Annotated in this window: 15 protein-coding genes; 7 read left to right on the top strand and 8 right to left on the bottom strand. The window is 42.5% G+C overall.

The window, feature by feature from the left end:
- Window positions 1-550: 550 nt before the first annotated feature.
- Window positions 551-1075, top strand: coding sequence for a hypothetical protein (locus POV27_RS03685; RefSeq protein WP_272861375.1), 525 nt, complete (start codon window positions 551-553; stop codon window positions 1073-1075).
- A 166-nt stretch (window positions 1076-1241) separates the two neighbouring features.
- On the top strand, window positions 1242-2498 hold the full coding sequence (gene metK, locus POV27_RS03680) for a methionine adenosyltransferase (protein WP_272861374.1): 1257 nt from the start codon (window positions 1242-1244) through the stop codon (window positions 2496-2498).
- A 51-nt stretch (window positions 2499-2549) separates the two neighbouring features.
- Here metK and POV27_RS03675 read toward each other — a convergent pair whose 3' ends face one another.
- From POV27_RS03675 to alaS, 8 genes are all read right to left on the bottom strand, one after another.
- Window positions 2550-3200, bottom strand: a complete 651-nt coding sequence (locus POV27_RS03675; RefSeq protein WP_272861373.1) for a response regulator — start codon at window positions 3198-3200, stop codon at window positions 2550-2552.
- Window positions 3197-3451 carry a hypothetical protein gene (locus POV27_RS03670; RefSeq protein WP_272861372.1) on the bottom strand — a complete coding sequence of 85 codons (255 nt, stop codon included), beginning with the start codon at window positions 3449-3451 and terminating at the stop codon, window positions 3197-3199. Before POV27_RS03670 ends, POV27_RS03675 begins: the two co-directional genes overlap by 4 nt.
- Before the next feature lie 39 nt (window positions 3452-3490).
- Complete coding sequence (locus tag POV27_RS03665) at window positions 3491-5599, bottom strand: ATP-binding protein (RefSeq protein ID WP_272861371.1); 2109 nt, start codon at window positions 5597-5599, stop codon at window positions 3491-3493.
- Window positions 5600-5701: 102 nt separating this feature from the next.
- Entirely contained in the window at window positions 5702-7174 is a 1473-nt protein-coding gene (locus POV27_RS03660; protein WP_272861370.1) for an MORN repeat-containing protein, read from the bottom strand.
- 106 nt (window positions 7175-7280) lie between these two features.
- Window positions 7281-9140, bottom strand: a complete 1860-nt coding sequence (locus tag POV27_RS03655; RefSeq protein ID WP_272861369.1) for an outer membrane protein assembly factor BamB family protein — start codon at window positions 9138-9140, stop codon at window positions 7281-7283.
- A 181-nt stretch (window positions 9141-9321) separates the two neighbouring features.
- Window positions 9322-9858 (bottom strand): DUF6252 domain-containing protein, encoded by a 537-nt coding sequence (locus POV27_RS03650; protein WP_272861368.1) that lies wholly within the window; start codon window positions 9856-9858, stop codon window positions 9322-9324.
- Between the two features lie 77 nt (window positions 9859-9935).
- Entirely contained in the window at window positions 9936-10886 is a 951-nt protein-coding gene (locus POV27_RS03645; RefSeq protein ID WP_272861367.1) for a GSCFA domain-containing protein, read from the bottom strand.
- 1 nt (window position 10887) lies between these two features.
- On the bottom strand, window positions 10888-13500 hold the full coding sequence (alaS, locus tag POV27_RS03640) for an alanine--tRNA ligase (RefSeq protein ID WP_272861366.1): 2613 nt from the start codon (window positions 13498-13500) through the stop codon (window positions 10888-10890).
- Window positions 13501-13617: 117 nt separating this feature from the next.
- Between alaS and POV27_RS03635 the strand changes: the two genes are divergently transcribed.
- Genes POV27_RS03635 through POV27_RS03615 form a run of 5 tightly spaced genes read left to right on the top strand, consistent with a single transcriptional unit; the run spans window position 13618 to window position 16780 of the window.
- Window positions 13618-14595, top strand: a complete 978-nt coding sequence (locus POV27_RS03635) for a M23 family metallopeptidase (RefSeq protein ID WP_272861365.1) — start codon at window positions 13618-13620, stop codon at window positions 14593-14595.
- Complete coding sequence (locus POV27_RS03630) at window positions 14595-14924, top strand: MerR family transcriptional regulator (protein WP_272861364.1); 330 nt, start codon at window positions 14595-14597, stop codon at window positions 14922-14924. The genes POV27_RS03635 and POV27_RS03630 overlap by 1 nt, the downstream gene beginning before the upstream one ends.
- Before the next feature lie 12 nt (window positions 14925-14936).
- On the top strand, window positions 14937-15527 hold the full coding sequence (locus tag POV27_RS03625; RefSeq protein ID WP_272861363.1) for a LemA family protein: 591 nt from the start codon (window positions 14937-14939) through the stop codon (window positions 15525-15527).
- Between the two features lie 14 nt (window positions 15528-15541).
- Window positions 15542-15979, top strand: coding sequence for a TPM domain-containing protein (locus tag POV27_RS03620; RefSeq protein WP_272861362.1), 438 nt, complete (start codon window positions 15542-15544; stop codon window positions 15977-15979).
- Complete coding sequence (locus POV27_RS03615; protein ID WP_272861361.1) at window positions 15980-16780, top strand: TPM domain-containing protein; 801 nt, start codon at window positions 15980-15982, stop codon at window positions 16778-16780.
- Window positions 16781-16816: the final 36 nt, after the last annotated feature.

Genomic DNA, 16816 nt, shown 5'->3' with positions numbered 1-16816 from the left:
ATGGGTCATGACTGTCTGCATCAGCGCCGGAAGGGCGAGACGATAATAATGACAGTAATGACAATTGTATGCTTCATATGTATTCCAACAAAAAAGCCTTCCCGTTTTCTGGGAAGGCTTTTTCGATATATTATTTTGTTATAATATCAATGAATACCGTCCCGCATCGTCATGGAATGACAATGTTAATAATGACAGTAATGACATTTTGGATATTCATCTATACAAATGTTTGGAAAAGTTTTTTAGAAATCAAAATTTATTTTCGCTCTTTTCTCGATTTTACTAATCCGCTCACTGAGAAAATTAGCAAAATAAGTAGTGTTGCTCCTACTAGAACCGTGAAAATTATATCGGATAGATATTCGAAATCATAGTTAATCCAAAAAATCAGTCCGTATAGGCAAATTCCGATCGTAGCGATATAAAACCAAGGATCTTTGTATTTCTTTATAGACATAATAATCTCTAATATTCTAACTCTTGATCTCGAAGATATTGTAAATATTTAGATTAAAGTCCTATTTTTAATTTTCACAATACCATATTCATGAAATCCCTTCCCTTTTTCCTATTCCTTCTATTGAATGGAATCTTAGTTCAAGCTCAAGAAACCCTTCAATTCCCAAACGATTATCTGGGTATCTATACTGGAACACTTCACATAGATGCTGAACGAGGGAAACAAGACATTCCTATGGAGTTTCATCTTACCGAAACCGATTCTACAGGTGTTTACAACTATATTTTGGTATATGGCGCGGGAGATAAACGACAGGAACGCAACTATACCCTTATTGAAAAGGACCCAAAAAAGGGAATCTATGCGGTAGATGAGAATAACGGTATCATTTTGGACGATAAGGTTATTGACAATAGAATGTACGCCCTCTTCGAAGTAGGAGGTAATTTGTTGACCACATTCATCACGTTTGAAAAGGACCATATGGTATTCGAAATTGTCTTCGCACCCAAGGATCGAAAAAATGTAACCTATGCTGAGGGAGAGGAGCAAACAGAGGTTATTTCCTACCCCATAACAACCGTGCAAAGAGCTGTGCTTCAGAAACAGTAAAAAGCTTTTGTAGTTTTGCGAGAATGCTTACATTTGCCGTCACAATTTGAGGACAGATTTGACTGATTGCAACCTCGAGAAAAAATGCTAAAGGCAGTGTTAACTTCCCGACCCATTCTCGTCAAATCTTACCTCTAAACAGAAGTTATTTTTTTAAAACCATTGTATGGCATATTTATTTACTTCAGAAAGTGTATCTGAAGGACACCCAGATAAAGTTGCAGATCAGATTAGTGATGCATTAATCGATAATTTCTTGGCCTTCGATCCCCAATCGAAAGTAGCCTGCGAAACCTTGGTAACCACAGGACAGGTAGTACTGGCCGGAGAGGTAAAGTCTAACATATACCTAGATGTACAAAAGATCGCTAGGGACGTGATTAACCGTATTGGTTATACTAAAGGTGAATATCAGTTCGACGGAAATAGTTGCGGTGTGCTTTCTGCCATTCACGAACAGAGTGATGACATTAACCGTGGGGTGGATCGTGAATCTAAAGAAGAACAAGGTGCCGGGGACCAAGGAATGATGTTTGGTTATGCTACGCGCGAAACTGACAATTTTATGCCCTTGGCGTTGGACCTATCCCACCGCATCCTAAAAGAGCTGGCTGCCATGCGTCGCGACGGAAGTGAAATTGGATACTTGCGCCCTGACTCTAAAAGTCAGGTAACCATAGAATACGACAATGACAATAGACCAGCGCGTATCGACTCTATTGTAGTATCTACCCAGCATGACGAATTTGATACAGACGATGAAAGGATGTTGGCTCAAATTAAGGACGACATTATTAATATTTTAATCCCTAGAATTAAGGCGCAATCCAAGCCAGAGATCCAAGCCTTGTTTAATGACGATATAACCTATCACATTAACCCTACTGGGAAGTTTGTAATAGGAGGTCCTCACGGGGATACCGGATTGACCGGACGTAAGATCATTGTAGATACTTACGGAGGAAAAGGTGCTCACGGAGGTGGTGCTTTTAGTGGAAAAGACCCTAGTAAAGTAGACCGCTCTGCAGCGTATGCCACAAGGCATATTGCCAAAAACCTAGTAGCTGCTGGATTGTGTGATGAAGTGTTGGTGCAGGTAAGTTACGCAATCGGTGTGGTTGAGCCTATGGGAATCTTTGTGGATACCTATGACACTTCTAATGTGGATATGACCGACGGTGAGATTGCAAACAAAGTTTCTGAGATTTTCGACATGCGCCCTGCCGCTATTGAAGAACGTTTAAAGCTACGTCAGCCTATGTATTCAGAAACAGCAGCCTATGGCCATATGGGACGAATCAATGAAGTGGTTTCCAAAACATTTACCACCCCTAACGGAGAAAAGAAAACGGTTGAGGTAGAATTGTTCACCTGGGAAAAATTAGATTACGTAGATAAGGTAAAAGCCGCTTTTGGACTTTAGAACCTGATCATTATAATAGATACAGCCCCCTCAATAGAGGGGGTTTTTTATTTAGATAATATTGTGATTTTTAGCCTTTTGAACAGCTTCTATTTTACTGTGTACCTGCAACTTTTTGTAGATGTTTTCAATATGTTTTCGAACCGTACTGGGTGATAAAAAGAGATTGTCTGCGATGCTGGTATAGCTTAGTCCGGTACTCAGCTGCTCCAACACTTCGACTTCCCGTTTGGAAAGGGAAATCTCTTCTTTATCCTTTTGGTTTTCGATATTGAGCGGGTTGCGGAGTAACTTCAAGGTTTTTAATGCTATGGAAGGATTCATAGCGGCACCGCCATTCAGGGTTTCTTTTATTCCATTATACAATCCCTCGGGATCTATTTCCTTCAACAAATAACCATCGGCACCGGCTTTAATGGAATTGAAGATATGCTCGTCATTATCGAAAGCCGTAAGCATAATGATTTTAATCTGAGGATACTTTTGCTTTACGACTTGCGTAGCCTCTATGCCATTCAACACAGGCATTTCTATATCCATGAGGATGACATCGAGATTATGGTTTTCTTCCAATTTGGTCAATAATTCACTTCCATTCAAGGAAGTATGTTTTACCACCACATCGTCGAAAAAAGACAGCTTTTCCTTAATCGCATGAATAAGGAAAGTATTATCGTCTACAATGGCCACTTTAATATTCATAATTCGATGTCCTTTTGAATTCGCAATGCTTCTTTCAGATTTCGAAGTAGAAAGTCGTAAGCATTCAATCCCTTCTCTCGGTACTGTATCTGATGGCTGTGTTGCGTAATCATTTCATTTATTCTTTGTGTTCTATTCAAAAACACTTGTTGTAATCTATGGTTTTGAAATCGAAATAGCCCTATCATAAACAAACAGATAGAAGCTACGCTAACAACCAATAGAATGGGGATTCCTGTCACTACTTTCATTCTGTAAAGGTAGGTATCCGCTGCCTTGAGAAATATACGTCATTTGCCGTATTTAAACTGCAAATTGACTTTTGTTCCCTTGCCTACTTCTGAAGTCACCTCAACCCCACCATTAAGATCCCGTGCCCTTTTTTTCATATTCGCCAAACCATTACCCCTTTCAACCGTATCCATATCGAACCCTTTTCCATTATCGGTTATCCTTACAACCATTTCTTCATCATTGGTTTTTGAAAGGGCCACATCTATTTCACTCGCTTCCGCATACTTTAGGGCGTTGTTCACTGCTTCTTGAATAATACGATACACGTTCATTCCTTGAATCGACGTAAGCTCCGTTTCTTTGGAAATTCCATCGGCCACATTAAAATTGAATACCACTCGATCGCTGGCCCCTCCGGCTTTATCCATAAAGTTGGCGATACGCGCCTGAAGGTCTTCGAAACTGATCTCCGTCTTGTTCATGGCCCAAATGGTATCCCTCAATTCGTATATGGTCTGGGTCGTAAATTCACTAATAGCACCCAGTTTTTCCGTCACTTTTTCATCTCCCCCTTTCATTTTGAATTTGAGGTTGTCTACAGAAGAAGTTACGAATGTAAGCTGGGAGCCGATATTATCATGTAAATCCCTGGAAATACGCAATCGTTGTTCCTGAAGCTTATTTTGGGTTTCGATCTTAGCAAGCGCGGCCTTCAATTCACCTTCTTTCTTGAGCTGACGGTTTTTCAGTTTTTGTTGGTTGAATAATAAATACCCCAATAATCCCAGTACCAAGGCCAATCCGAAGCCTCCAAAGATCCAAGTGTTCTTTCTACGGACCTGCAAGTCCTTTTCGGCCAGTTCTGCCCGTTGGGTAAGGATTTCCTTTTCCTTTTTCTCCGTTTGGTACTTGGTTTCCAACTCGTTCACTTTGTTCTTTACATCGACAGAAGCTACCGAATCGGACAGGGCAACCCGTGCCTTATAATAACTCAAAGCCTCTTTGTAATTGCCTTGTCTTTGGTGCAAACGGCTCAATAAATACATGGTACGCCTTCTAATGTTCACGTCCTTTATACGGGTGGCAATATCCAATCCTTGAACGAGATACTTCTCAGCTTCTTCATATTCCTTTTTGAACTGGTAGGTATCTCCCAGATTAATGGAAGCCGTCATCATGGAATTCATGTCATTCAATTCTTCGGCACGCTTCAAAGCCAGTTTCCCGTATCGTATTCCTTCATCAAATTCTTCAACGGTGGTGTTGATCAACGCAAGATTGATATAGGAAATGGTAACCCCACGATCGTAATTGGATTCTTCGCTAAGCCGCAGTGCATTTTGATAGTACATCTTGGCGGTATCCAATTTCTCCATGCTCAGCAATTTAATGCCATGCCTACGGTACACGTTACCAAGATTATGATAGGAAGAAACCGTACCTACGATATTGCCCACCTCCTTCTTTAATGCTATGGATTTCAGAAAATATTCTTTTGCTTTATCATATTCCTTAAGACTATGATGCACCAAACCAATATTATTATAAGATTTAGCTACTCCATTTACATCGCCAAATTCTTCGGCAATATTGGCCGAAAGAATATGCATGTTGATGGCCTTTTCGAACTGTCCCAGATAATCGTATATGACAGCCAAATTGTTATAACAAATAGCGAGATCTGGTTTGTTGCCTTCAGATTCTATATAGTTTATGGCTCCCAAAAAGATCTCTTCGGAAGCCTCATATTCGGCAAGGCCCAAAGCACGACGTCCTTCCAAAATTAAATAGGTACTGTGAAGGTCATAATCCTCTTTAGGATCGATCATGGGTTCGGCCAATTTCAAATAGTGCTGTACCGAATCGAAACGGGTTTTGTGGTCATACACCCACGCATAGCCAAAGTGGGCCCTGGCTTTCATTTCTTCGTCCTTGAGCGCATCGGCAATATCCTCCAATCGCTTATAAAGCACAATAGAAGAATCTAAATTCACCTCCATATAACTCTTTGCCAAGTCTCTGATAATGGTGGCTTCGTCCGTTGGATTTTTTGCTGCTTGTAAGGCGAGATGTAAACTATCAATTTGTGCGGCCTTCTCTTGCGCCCATATAAAATGGCACGAAAGCAGCAAAACGCAGCATATACGTATTACTCTAGGGGTCATCTTATGGTTGTTAGTTAGTTGTACTCTAATTTACAAAATAATGTAGAAAGCCATAAAGGGCTTGCCTGGCAGTATCCAAACAAGCCCTTTCTAAGCCACATTTTACTTCATATTACGGGAGAGTACCCCTTGGCTCCATTCCCCAATCTGCTGTTTCAAATCTTTGTCGTGGTAATACCCTCGACCATGGTATTTTCCGTTATCCCAAAGCCCTCCGTAATAGGCTTTGTCCTTGAAGAAATAGCGACCGCCTCCATGGAATTGTCCCTTGCTATTGAACATTCCTGCATAGGCATCGCCACTGACAAAGGAATAATACCCCATGTGCATCACGCCATTTTTAAAGTATCCAGTAAATACATCCCCATTGGACCATTTGTAGCGGCCGTATGAGTTTTGGCAATCTCCTGCAATACAACCGGTCTCCACCTTATTGTCATAGAAATTATAAGGGGTAGAAATCGACCCATTCACATAGTATCCGCGCTCCCATTTTTCATTGATCTTAGAATAACCGTTGCCATTCATTTTACCGTTCTTGTACATTCCGGTTTTACTATCTCCGCCGTCGGCCAGGTACACTCCAAAGCCTTCCTGTTTACCTTCCTTCCAAAAACCGATGTGCTTTCCGGTACCCGTCCAATAATACATTCCATAGCCATCACGTTGGCCATTCTTCCAGAATCCCTCGTAATAATCGTCTCCATAGGTCTTATATCCCCATCCATTTTGGCAATCGCCAGAACATCCGGATCCACTGGATGTGGCAGATACACTGGAAGGAGTGTTCACCTGTGGTGTGCTCACCGAACTAGTCGAAGAAGAAGGCTCTTCGCCAAAGTACACGTAACTCTTTTCCGAACTTACCTTTCCAAATTTATCCAAATACGATAAGGGATTTCCATGCTTATCGTACTTCATGGCAGAATTCTTGGATTGCCCACTGTACTCCCCATCTTTATAATAGCTCACATACCGGTTCTCCTTTTTTTCGGGATTCGAAGATTTGTAATGGGAACTTACCTTAAGATATCCACTTTCATTGGCATAACTGTACGTTGTTGTAGAAGTTTCATTAATGGCATTGTAAAACCCATCACTTCTAATCAGTCGATTCTGACTGTCATAGGTATAGCGGTTTTGCAGTTCATTATCCTCCAAGCGATATTTCTCAAGTACATTCCCTTTGGAATCATAGGTGTACTTTTCACCAATGTTCAAAGCGGTAGCCTTAATTAATACGTTCTTGTTGGAGTCTAGAATCACATTATACGTAACGGGGCTTCCGGCATAGGTGCTTACGATCTTATAAAGATTCCCAGAAGAATCGTAATGAAAATCTGTCGTTAATCCCAAAAGGCTTTCATCCTTTAGCAGATATCCTTTTTCATTGAAATGGAAGGTCCCCAACCAGTCATTGTATTGTTTTACAGGACCCTTTAAATTGAATTGACTTTTGTGGTACCGCACCGTAAAAGGATTTAAGGGTGTAGCATCGCTTCGCTTCGTTTGTCCCATTACCGCTACGGGCAACAGTAGTACGATTACTAAAATTTGAACAAGTGTTTTCATCATTGAAAGTTTATTATGCGTTATTCTGAAAAGAGGCCGCCGCAACAAGCGACCCCTTTTAATCGACCACAAATACTCCTCTCATCTGCGGTCACAACTCAACCATTGGCTAGTTAGTTAAATCATAGGCGTAAATGGAATTGGAATCGGCTTTGTAATAGAGCACGCCTCCAAAATCGTCTACGGTATATTCAGGTTTTTTATCTTTAAGAATGATCTCTTTCTCCTTGGCTCCGGTATCCTTGTTTAGTTTCACCAAACCAACACCTTCGTCCAATTTGGTCAATACAAACTGAGCATTCGCTGTAGCCGAAGTCGCTTTGAAGCGTTTCAACATTTCGGCGATAGATGCTCCCGATGCGGCCGCCATGCTATCGCCCATATTGGCATAAGCTTCACCTCGGGACGTATAATACCCAAGACGGTTGCGGTTGCGGTTGGCTTCGGCATAGGATGCTGTAGCCGTTGCGGCAGTAGCTACCGCCAGTGCCCCCATTAAAATGGCTCCAAAGGCACTCTTGCCGGGTGCTCTGTGATACTCATGCCAGTTCTGGTTTCCTTCCCAGTTTAAAAGCATCATATTCTGGTCGCTGGTCAATAGAATTCCACCGTCCCTAACTTCTACACCTGTAGGGTCTTCTTTCCCGTCGAATTTAGATTCGGCCAAAGTAGATACGGTTCCGCTGCTGGCATCCACTGCAAATAGTTTTTCGTCTGCGCTAATAAGGTAGCGCTGGTTTTTTTCATCGTAATCCGATGCTACGGCATCCGCTCTTTTGTACTTGAGCGGTTTGCTCCACACCTGCTCCCCGGTATCTAAATTTACAATATTTGCATCTTCTGAGGTAATATAGATCAATCCTTGAGGTGTATTTGCCATGGTGAGGATGTTTTCGCCAGTCTTTAGAGGCTTCTTGAAAAGGGTTTTTCCTTCAAAAGAAATCTTGTTGATTCCCCCTTCGTAAATTCCAAATAAGATACCATCATCCATGATATAGAAATGCTGTACATACCCTTTGGTTTTGGGTGCTTTCTCCCAAAGGTCATCTCCATTCGAAGCACTTAAGAAAGCGATTTTCGATTCGGAACGGCCCGAAGCCAATTTCATTAGTTTAGACTTGCCTGAGTTATCCACGTTACTCACTATGGCCAATCCTTGGGGAAGGATTTCGAAATTGACCACTTTCCCTTTCACCTTGTGCGGATCTTCCCAAAGCAGGTTTCCGTTGGCTCCAATTTTGTGCACTTTGGTATTACCTCCATTGGGAGCTACTTCGAATCCGTAGATTTCCTGCTCGGTCTCATCGGCTACCATCCATTTAATATCGTCCGACTTTGTACTCCATTCCATAGTCCCTGTTTCCATATTGATTTTCTTAAGGGCTTTTGTTGTAGGAATGATGAGTCCACTTTTCAGCATAAGGGGTCTTCCGCTTACGGTTTCAGATCCCTTAAATTTGAAAAAACTTTCCTGCTGTCCCGTATTGAGGTCATACACTGCAACAGCCGAGGCAAATTGCTCTTTCGATCTGCGCTGCCCGCTCACCACCAATTTGTTCTGTGGCATCATAACATCGCAGGTCATGATCATTTTCCAACCGTTGTCCTCGGTACTGAAGAGCTTCTTTCCGGACATATAGTCAATCACGGCTTTTTTGGTCGTCATGGCACCGAATCCGGTTTGCCCAACCACCACATAAGGTGCACGAGGAACGAAGAAGAGCTCCTCGGGTTTTACACGCCCGTAATCGGTAAAGTTGAATAGCAGATCGTTACTTCCTGGTTTAATCCCTACCAATCCATCATTAGTAGCTACTACCATGGTTCCCCCTTCGGTTAGGGTCATGTCATTGATCTTGGCCCCAACATCGTACTGAAAATCGGGAGCTTCTGCCCTTTGCGCATGTGCTAGCGATAAGCACAGGATGGCACAAAGGAAGATCGCATTTTTTAACGTTGAAGTTTTCATAATTCTGGTTTTAAGTTGATGGTTCAAAGGTGCAAATCCATCGATTTCAATTCAATAAGGCAATTGACGTATATTGATTACTAGGGCATTAGATATTTCAACAAAAAAAAACCGAAAGCAGAACTAGGTCCTGCTCCCGGTCACGCATAAAAACCTCAACGTATGAGATTCTTGTATGCTCTTAATTGTCGAAGGAAATCTTGAATTGTCCTTCGCTAATCATTTTAGTCGACATATCAGCTGCGTTATACCCTTCGAAAGAGAAGGTTCCCTCTGCGCCATTGTCATCTTGGGAGGTAATCGTAATCTCTCCTGCTTGCAGGCCCCCTACAGACGCAGATGCTAAATTGGATGCCCAAACATTGGCCGTTTGCCCCACCAGTTCACCATACTGAATCTGGTTGGTGTTGCTAATATTATCTCCTGTGGTATACGTTCCTGGACCATTGAAATCAATGATGGAGAAATTGATAAAATCACCGTTGTTAGTGCTTCCTTGACCTGTTAGTAGGGAAGTCCCATTGGTCGTGGTAAAGGTTCCTCCGATAAGGGTGGCCGGGTTTGTGGAAGCGGCAAAATCGGCTCCATCAATCTTAGCAGAAAAGGCCTCTCCTCCACCACCTGTAGTTCCACTGTCCCCAGCATCGTCATCGTTGCTACAGGAAATTATAAGCGTTGAAAGGAGGAATAGAAATAATACACTTTTAAAGGTTTTCATAATTGTTGGGTTTTGTAGTTAGTATGGGTACAAAGGTGCTACAACCCGACAGGCAATTCAATACGACAATTGCCCTATTATGAGAAAGATAGATGTGGTAATCGTGCTTGAAGACGTACTATTTTATCCTTGAGATTATCTAGAAAAACCTGATGTTCGGTACTTTGGGGATGAAAAGGTTTATGCGCCAATCCTCTTTGTATGGTATCGATTTCTTTTTGAATAGGTAGTGTTTCTGAGGCCACCCAAACTGAATTGAATTTCTCCCAGATGATGGCAATGGCCGTTTCATTGGGATGGATCATATCTTTTTCATAAAACCGATAATCGCGCAACTCGTCCATCATGATTTCATAGGAAGGAAAATAGTGCGTAGCTTCTGTAGATGCGACTACTTCGTGGATAGCTGTAATAAGATGCGACTTGCTCAAATTGTTCTCCGGCAGTCCTTCTTTAATGTGCCGTACCGGCGATACCGTAAAGAGTATTTGTACTTTGGGGTTTACTTTTTGAATGGCAACAACCATCTCCTCGAGACATTTGGAAATTTCATTCATTGTCAACAGTTCCTTTGAAAATTCCTTTTGCGGAATCTTATGGCAATTGGCCACAATCTCATTCGTTTCTTTGAAGCGGTGTACCCAAGCGGTTCCTAAGCTGAAGATGATATGCGAACTCTGTATCAGTGTCTCTTTTAAACCAGATAATAGTTCATTCAACCGTTTCAGGTATTCTTCCTTTTCCGTATCGAATACCAGCGAATGTACCGCAAAACAATGCCAAACGCTATCTTTTTTGAAAATGTCCTTTTCAGTAAAAAATGCATCTGTAAGTGCCCTTGTCACCAATTTGGAAATGGAAACCGGGTTAAAAAGGATTCCGAAAGGATTCTGAAGGTTCTGAAACTTGAAATATTCCAGTTGCGCTCCTATATGTTCGGTAAAGCAAGATCCCAATAACAGTAGTTGCGAATCGTAATCGATCTGATTCTTTTCTGGTACTAACCGTATATGGGTCTGTAAGTCCAATTTAATTTAAGTATGCCTTTGCCGCAGCCAGTGCTTCGGGTATTCCCGCAGGATTCTTTCCTCCAGCAGTTGCGAAGAAAGGTTGTCCCCCTCCGCCACCTTGGATGTGTTTTCCAAGTTCACGGACAATTTGCCCTGCATTCAGCTCCTTGCTTCCTACCAAATCTTTGGAAATATAACAGGTTAGCAACGCTTTACCGCCTGCATTGGAACCAAAAATAAGGAATAGGTTTTCCAGTTCCCCTCCTAATTCGAAGGCGAGGTCTTTCATTCCACCAGCATCCAAATCCAATTCCTTGGCCAAGAACTGTACACCATTCACCTCGGTGATTTCGGACTTTAAGTCCCCTTTAAGGTTCTTCGCCTTGTCCTTCAGCAATTGCTGGATTTGCTTTTGCATTTCGTTGTTCTCTTCCTGCAATTTTTGAATGGTACTTACAGGATCCTGTGAATTGTTCAACAGTTTCTGAACGCCTTTCAAACTTTCACTTCTATTCACGAAGTAATCCTTAGCTGCATCGCCCGTAATAGCTTCGATACGACGGATTCCGCTTGCCACTGCACTTTCAGAAGTAATGATAAAATGCCAAATATCTTGGGTACAACTTACGTGGGTTCCCCCACATAGTTCCATGGATTTTCCAAACTTGATCGCACGCACGGTATCTCCATACTTTTCACCAAACAGTGCCAAGGCACCTTCGTCGATGGCTTGTTGGTAAGGAATGTTGCGCTTCTCTTCCAAATCGATACCCTCGCGAATTCGGGCATTCACAAAATCCTCTACCTGACGCAGTTCTTCATCGGTCACCTTACTGAAATGCGAGAAATCGAAACGCATATACCTACTATGTACCATAGATCCCTTTTGGGTAACGTGATCTCCCAATACATTACGTAATGCCTGATGCAACAGGTGCGTAGCGGTATGGTTAGAGGCTGTACGAGCACGTTGCAGTTTATCTACCACGGCTTTGAACTTCTCTTCGGGATGACGTGGAAGGTTCTTTGCAAAATGAACAATTAGGTTATTCTCTTTCTTGGTATCTACAATATATACCACTTCTCCGTTGGAAGCTTCCAAATATCCTTTGTCACCCACCTGTCCACCACCTTCGGGGTAAAAAGGTGTCATATTGAATACGAGCTGGTACAACTCCCCTTCTTTCTTGCTTTCTACTTTTCGGTAACGGGTAATCTTTACGTTGGTTTCTAACATATCGTACCCTACGAACTCTTCTTCAGAATCGTCTTCTAGCACCACCCAATCGCCCGTCTCCACTTTGGTAGCGGCACGGGAACGGTCTTTCTGCTTCTGAAGCTCGGCCTGAAATCCATCTTCATCATAATCATAGCCACGTTCCCTAAGAATAAGAGCCGTTAGGTCTTTTGGGAACCCGTAGGTATCGTACAATTCGAAGACCTTTACTCCAGAAATCTCTTTTTCCGCAGTATTTTTAATTACATTCTCCAACAATACCAATCCTTGATCCAAGGTGCGTAAGAAAGAAGCTTCCTCTTCACGAATTACGTTGGTGATAAGATTCTTTTCCGAAACCAATTCTGGGAATGCCTTCCCCATTTGCTTTACCAAGGTAGGCACCAACTTATGGATAAAAGGCTCTTTTTTGTCCAAAAATGTAAATCCGTAGCGAATCGCTCTACGAAGGATACGACGGATTACATATCCAGCTCCCGAATTGCTCGGCAATTGCCCATCGGCAATGGAAAACGCTACTGCGCGAACGTGATCGCTAATCACACGAATGGCAATATCCACTTTCTCATCCTTACCGTAATTGGTATTGGTAATGGCTTCTACCTCACGGATAAGCGGGGTAAATACATCGGTATCGTAGTTACTCTGCTTTCCTTGCAGTACCATACAAAGGCGCTCAAAGCCCATTCCAGTATCTACATGTTGTTCGGGAAGCTTTTCAAGGCTCTTGTCCGCCTTGCGATTAAATTGCATGAATACCAAGTTCCAGATTTCTACCACTTGAGGATGATCCTGATTTACCAAGGTAGCACCGTCCAATTTCGCCTTATCTTCTTCAGATCTAATATCTACGTGAATTTCGGAACAGGGGCCGCAAGGTCCTTGTTCACCCATTTCCCAGAAATTATCGTGCTTGCTTCCATTTAGGATACGGTCTTCGGCGATATGTTCCTTCCAGAAGTTATAGGCTTCATTGTCGCGTTCCAGTCCTTCGGCATCATCTCCTTCAAAAATGGTGACGTAAATGATATTCTTATCAATTTTTACCACTTCGGTCAAGAATTCCCAGGCCCAAGCAATGGCTTCTTTCTTGAAATAATCGCCAAAACTCCAGTTCCCCAGCATTTCGAACATGGTGTGGTGATAGGTATCCATCCCCACTTCTTCCAAGTCGTTATGCTTTCCGCTTACGCGAAGGCACTTTTGGGTATCGGTTACACGCTTGTTTTTCGCTTCCTTATTTCCCAAGAAGAACTCCTTAAATTGATTCATCCCTGCATTGGTGAACATCAACGTAGGATCATCCTTAATCACCATGGGTGCCGAAGGAACAATAGCGTGTGTTTTCGATTCGAAAAATTTCAAAAATTGGCTTCGTATTTCAGAAGAAGTCATAAAAATCGATTAATTGAATTTACGTATATTGTGTGGCCAAACAATTTCTAAATTTGCCCAGCGTTACACACATATGGTAACGCTTTCTATCAACCGCAAAAATAGGACTTTTTATTTATGTCTAAGGTAAAATATTACTACGATAGCGATACGCTATCCTACCGAAAAATAGAGCCCAAAAAAGGTAGGAAATTTGGTTTTGTAGCACTCTTCTTTGTTGCTGCAATTCTATTTGGTTTGCTAGGGGTGTTAATCCTATACAATATTCCCGGGATAGAGACTCCCAAAGAGAAGTCCATGAAGCGTGAATTGGCGAATTTAGAGTTTCAGTATGAAATCTTGAATCGTAAGATGTCCCAAGCCGAAGAGGTATTGGAAGATTTGGCCAACCGTGACAATAATCTATACCGCGTATATTTTGAAGCGAATCCCATTCCCGAAGAGCAGCGAAAAGCTGGTTTTGGAGGAATCAATCGCTACAAGGAACTGGAAGGGTATGACAACTCCAACCTTATCATTAATTCGAGCCAGCGACTGGACATTTTGACCAAGCAGATTGTGGTACAATCGCGATCATTGGATGAGATCACCCAATTGGCTGAAGAAAAGGAGCAGTTACTGGAGGCCATTCCTGCCATTCAACCCGTAAATAATGAAGACCTTACCCGTATGGCCTCAGGATATGGATATAGAACCGATCCATTTACAAAAGCGCGGAAATTTCACTGGGGAATGGACTTTACTGCCCCGCGCGGCACACCCGTATATGCTTCAGGAAATGGAGTGGTAACCCGCGCCGATAATGCCGCTTCTGGTTACGGAAAACACATCCGAATTGACCACGGATTTGGATACCAAAGTTTATATGCGCATCTTTATAAGTACAATGTGAAGAAAGGCCAAAAGGTAAAACGTGGTGATCTTATCGGTTTTGTAGGAAGTACGGGACGAAGTGAAGCACCTCACTTGCACTATGAGATCTTTAAGGATAACGAGCGAATCAACCCTATTAATTTCTATTACGGAAACCTAAGCGCCGAAGAGTTTGCAGAACTCTTGAAGAAATCACAACAAGAAAACCAATCTTTGGATTAATGCACGTAGAACTGCCCGAAAAACGTTATTACAGTATTGGTGAGGTCGCCAATGCTTTTGAGGTGAATACCTCTCTTATCCGTTTTTGGGAAAAGGAGTTCGATGTACTCCAGCCAAAAAAGAACGCCAAGGGAAATCGGAAGTTCTCCCAAGAGGACGTAAAGAATTTAGAGCTTATCTATCACTTGGTGAAGGAACGCGGCTTTACGTTGGACGGTGCAAAAACGCATTTAAAAGAAAACAAAAAACGTACCCTCGACAAATTTGAGATTATTCGTAAATTGGAAACAGTAAAAGCTGAATTACTGAAAATTAAAGACCAACTTTAAATCTTTCCAATTATGAAAAAGTGGATACCAATTATCGCAATCGCTGCGATTCTATTGTTATGGGGTATACCTACGTATAACAGTTTTGTTAGCCTTGATGAAGATGTTGGAGCCCAATGGGGAAATGTAGAAAGTTCCTATCAGCGCAGGGCCGATCTTATTCCTAATATCGTAAATACCGCCAAGGGATATGCCGAGTTTGAACAGGAAACCCTCATTAAGGTAACTGAAGCCCGAAGCAAGGCGACCTCCGTAACGATCGATCCCAGTAATATAACACCAGAGCAATTGGCACAGTTTCAGGAAGTGCAAAACGGACTTTCCTCTGCCCTAGCGCGGCTATTGGCCGTTTTTGAACGATACCCTGATTTAAAGGCCAATGAAAACTTCAAGGAATTGATCAACGAGCTGGAGCGCACAGAAAATAGAATCAATACAGAGCGGAATCGCTTTAATGAAACCTTAAACCCCTATAATGAGAAAACAAGAAGTTTTCCTTCTGTGATTATTGGCAAAGCATTTGGTTTCAATAAAAAACCCTACTTCGAAGCTGAAGAGGGCGCTGACCAAGCCCCTGAGGTTGATTTCGACTTTGGGAATTAGACCTTTTAATCATCATGTCTAAGGTAGAAGCATTCTTAAGCCCGCAAGAAGAATCGGAAGTAATTGGAGCCATACGACAGGCCGAACTGAAGACTTCCGGGGAAATTCGTGTGCATTTAGAAGCACATGCCGAGGGTAATGTTTTCGATAGGGCGCAAGAAGTCTTTCATTTTCTACATATGGACAATACCAAGAATGCCAATGGGGTGCTCATTTACATTGCCGTGGAAGACCGAAAGCTGGTTATCATGGGTGATAAGGGCATTAATGAGGTGGTAGAGGGCAACTTCTGGGAAAGCACCAAGGATCGCATCCTTGCACAGTTCTCGCAAGGCCATATAAAACAAGGACTAGTGGAAGGCATTTTGGAAGCCGGAAAGCAATTGAAACAACACTTCCCGTATACCCTAGATGACCAAGACGAATTGCCCAATGAAATCTCTACCCGCTAAATGAACAAGGGTATCTATACATATCGCTTGGTTTTTTGCCTGTTTCTAACGGTTTTCTTTTCGGGTGTACTCCTTGCCCAATACGACATTCCCGAGAAACCAAAGAAGAGCGAACAGAAAGCGGTTTACGATAAAATCGATTTACTAAGTAAGGGACAGCAAACAGCACTTCAAAATAAACTAGAGAATTACGCAGATAGCACTTCTACCCAAATTGTAGTATACATTATAAGTACCACCAAAGGAGAAGACATATCCCTATTGGGTGCTCGATGGGGGCATGCCTGGGGCATTGGCCAAGCCGATGAGGACAATGGGATTTTCATCTTACTAGCCAAAGATGACCGCACGGTCGATATCAATACTGGCTACGGCATAGAGTACCTCATTAGCGACCGTGATGCCGAAAGGATCATTAATAGGATCATGGTGCCCAATTTCAAAAATGGCAACTTCTACGAAGGTCTTGACAAGGCAACCGACGCCATGTTTGCCTATTTGAATGGCGAATACACCGAAGATCGTGAGTTTGGAGACAACAAGGTGCTTAGACAGTTCCTTGTAATGCTCATCTTTTTTATTCTTTTCATTGCCTTGACCTATAAGAAAAATGGTCGTGGCGGCGGTAATGGTGGTGGCGGCAGTTTGTTAGACGTGATCATACTAAGCAATATGGGGCGTTCCGATTGGGGCGGTGGCAGCAGCAGTTCTTCGGGTGGCGGATGGAGCTCCGGAGGCGGCTTTGGTGGTGGTTTTGGCGGCGGTGGCTTTGGAGGCGGTGGCGCTTCTGGTAGTTGGTGATGTACTTAATTGCCGAAATGTAGCGTTAACTTAACG

Origin of the sequence: Aureisphaera galaxeae, assembly GCF_028561275.1 — a bacterium.
GTDB classification, from domain to species: domain Bacteria; phylum Bacteroidota; class Bacteroidia; order Flavobacteriales; family Flavobacteriaceae; genus Aureisphaera; species Aureisphaera galaxeae.
This window is presented reverse-complemented; position numbering and strand designations above follow the sequence as displayed.

Bases quoted from the DNA above. Each gene is read 5' to 3' on its own strand.
- POV27_RS03685 (WP_272861375.1), top strand. From the start codon at position 551: ATGAAATCCCTTCCCTTTTTCCTATTCCTTCTATTGAATGGAATCTTA.
- metK (WP_272861374.1), top strand. From the start codon at position 1,242: ATGGCATATTTATTTACTTCAGAAAGTGTATCTGAAGGACACCCAGAT.
- POV27_RS03675 (WP_272861373.1), bottom strand. From the start codon at position 3,200: ATGAATATTAAAGTGGCCATTGTAGACGATAATACTTTCCTTATTCAT.
- POV27_RS03670 (WP_272861372.1), bottom strand. From the start codon at position 3,451: ATGAAAGTAGTGACAGGAATCCCCATTCTATTGGTTGTTAGCGTAGCT.
- POV27_RS03665 (WP_272861371.1), bottom strand. From the start codon at position 5,599: ATGACCCCTAGAGTAATACGTATATGCTGCGTTTTGCTGCTTTCGTGC.
- POV27_RS03660 (WP_272861370.1), bottom strand. From the start codon at position 7,174: ATGATGAAAACACTTGTTCAAATTTTAGTAATCGTACTACTGTTGCCC.
- POV27_RS03655 (WP_272861369.1), bottom strand. From the start codon at position 9,140: ATGAAAACTTCAACGTTAAAAAATGCGATCTTCCTTTGTGCCATCCTG.
- POV27_RS03650 (WP_272861368.1), bottom strand. From the start codon at position 9,858: ATGAAAACCTTTAAAAGTGTATTATTTCTATTCCTCCTTTCAACGCTT.
- alaS (WP_272861366.1), bottom strand. From the start codon at position 13,500: ATGACTTCTTCTGAAATACGAAGCCAATTTTTGAAATTTTTCGAATCG.
- POV27_RS03635 (WP_272861365.1), top strand. From the start codon at position 13,618: ATGTCTAAGGTAAAATATTACTACGATAGCGATACGCTATCCTACCGA.
- POV27_RS03630 (WP_272861364.1), top strand. From the start codon at position 14,595: ATGCACGTAGAACTGCCCGAAAAACGTTATTACAGTATTGGTGAGGTC.
- POV27_RS03625 (WP_272861363.1), top strand. From the start codon at position 14,937: ATGAAAAAGTGGATACCAATTATCGCAATCGCTGCGATTCTATTGTTA.
- POV27_RS03620 (WP_272861362.1), top strand. From the start codon at position 15,542: ATGTCTAAGGTAGAAGCATTCTTAAGCCCGCAAGAAGAATCGGAAGTA.
- POV27_RS03615 (WP_272861361.1), top strand. From the start codon at position 15,980: ATGAACAAGGGTATCTATACATATCGCTTGGTTTTTTGCCTGTTTCTA.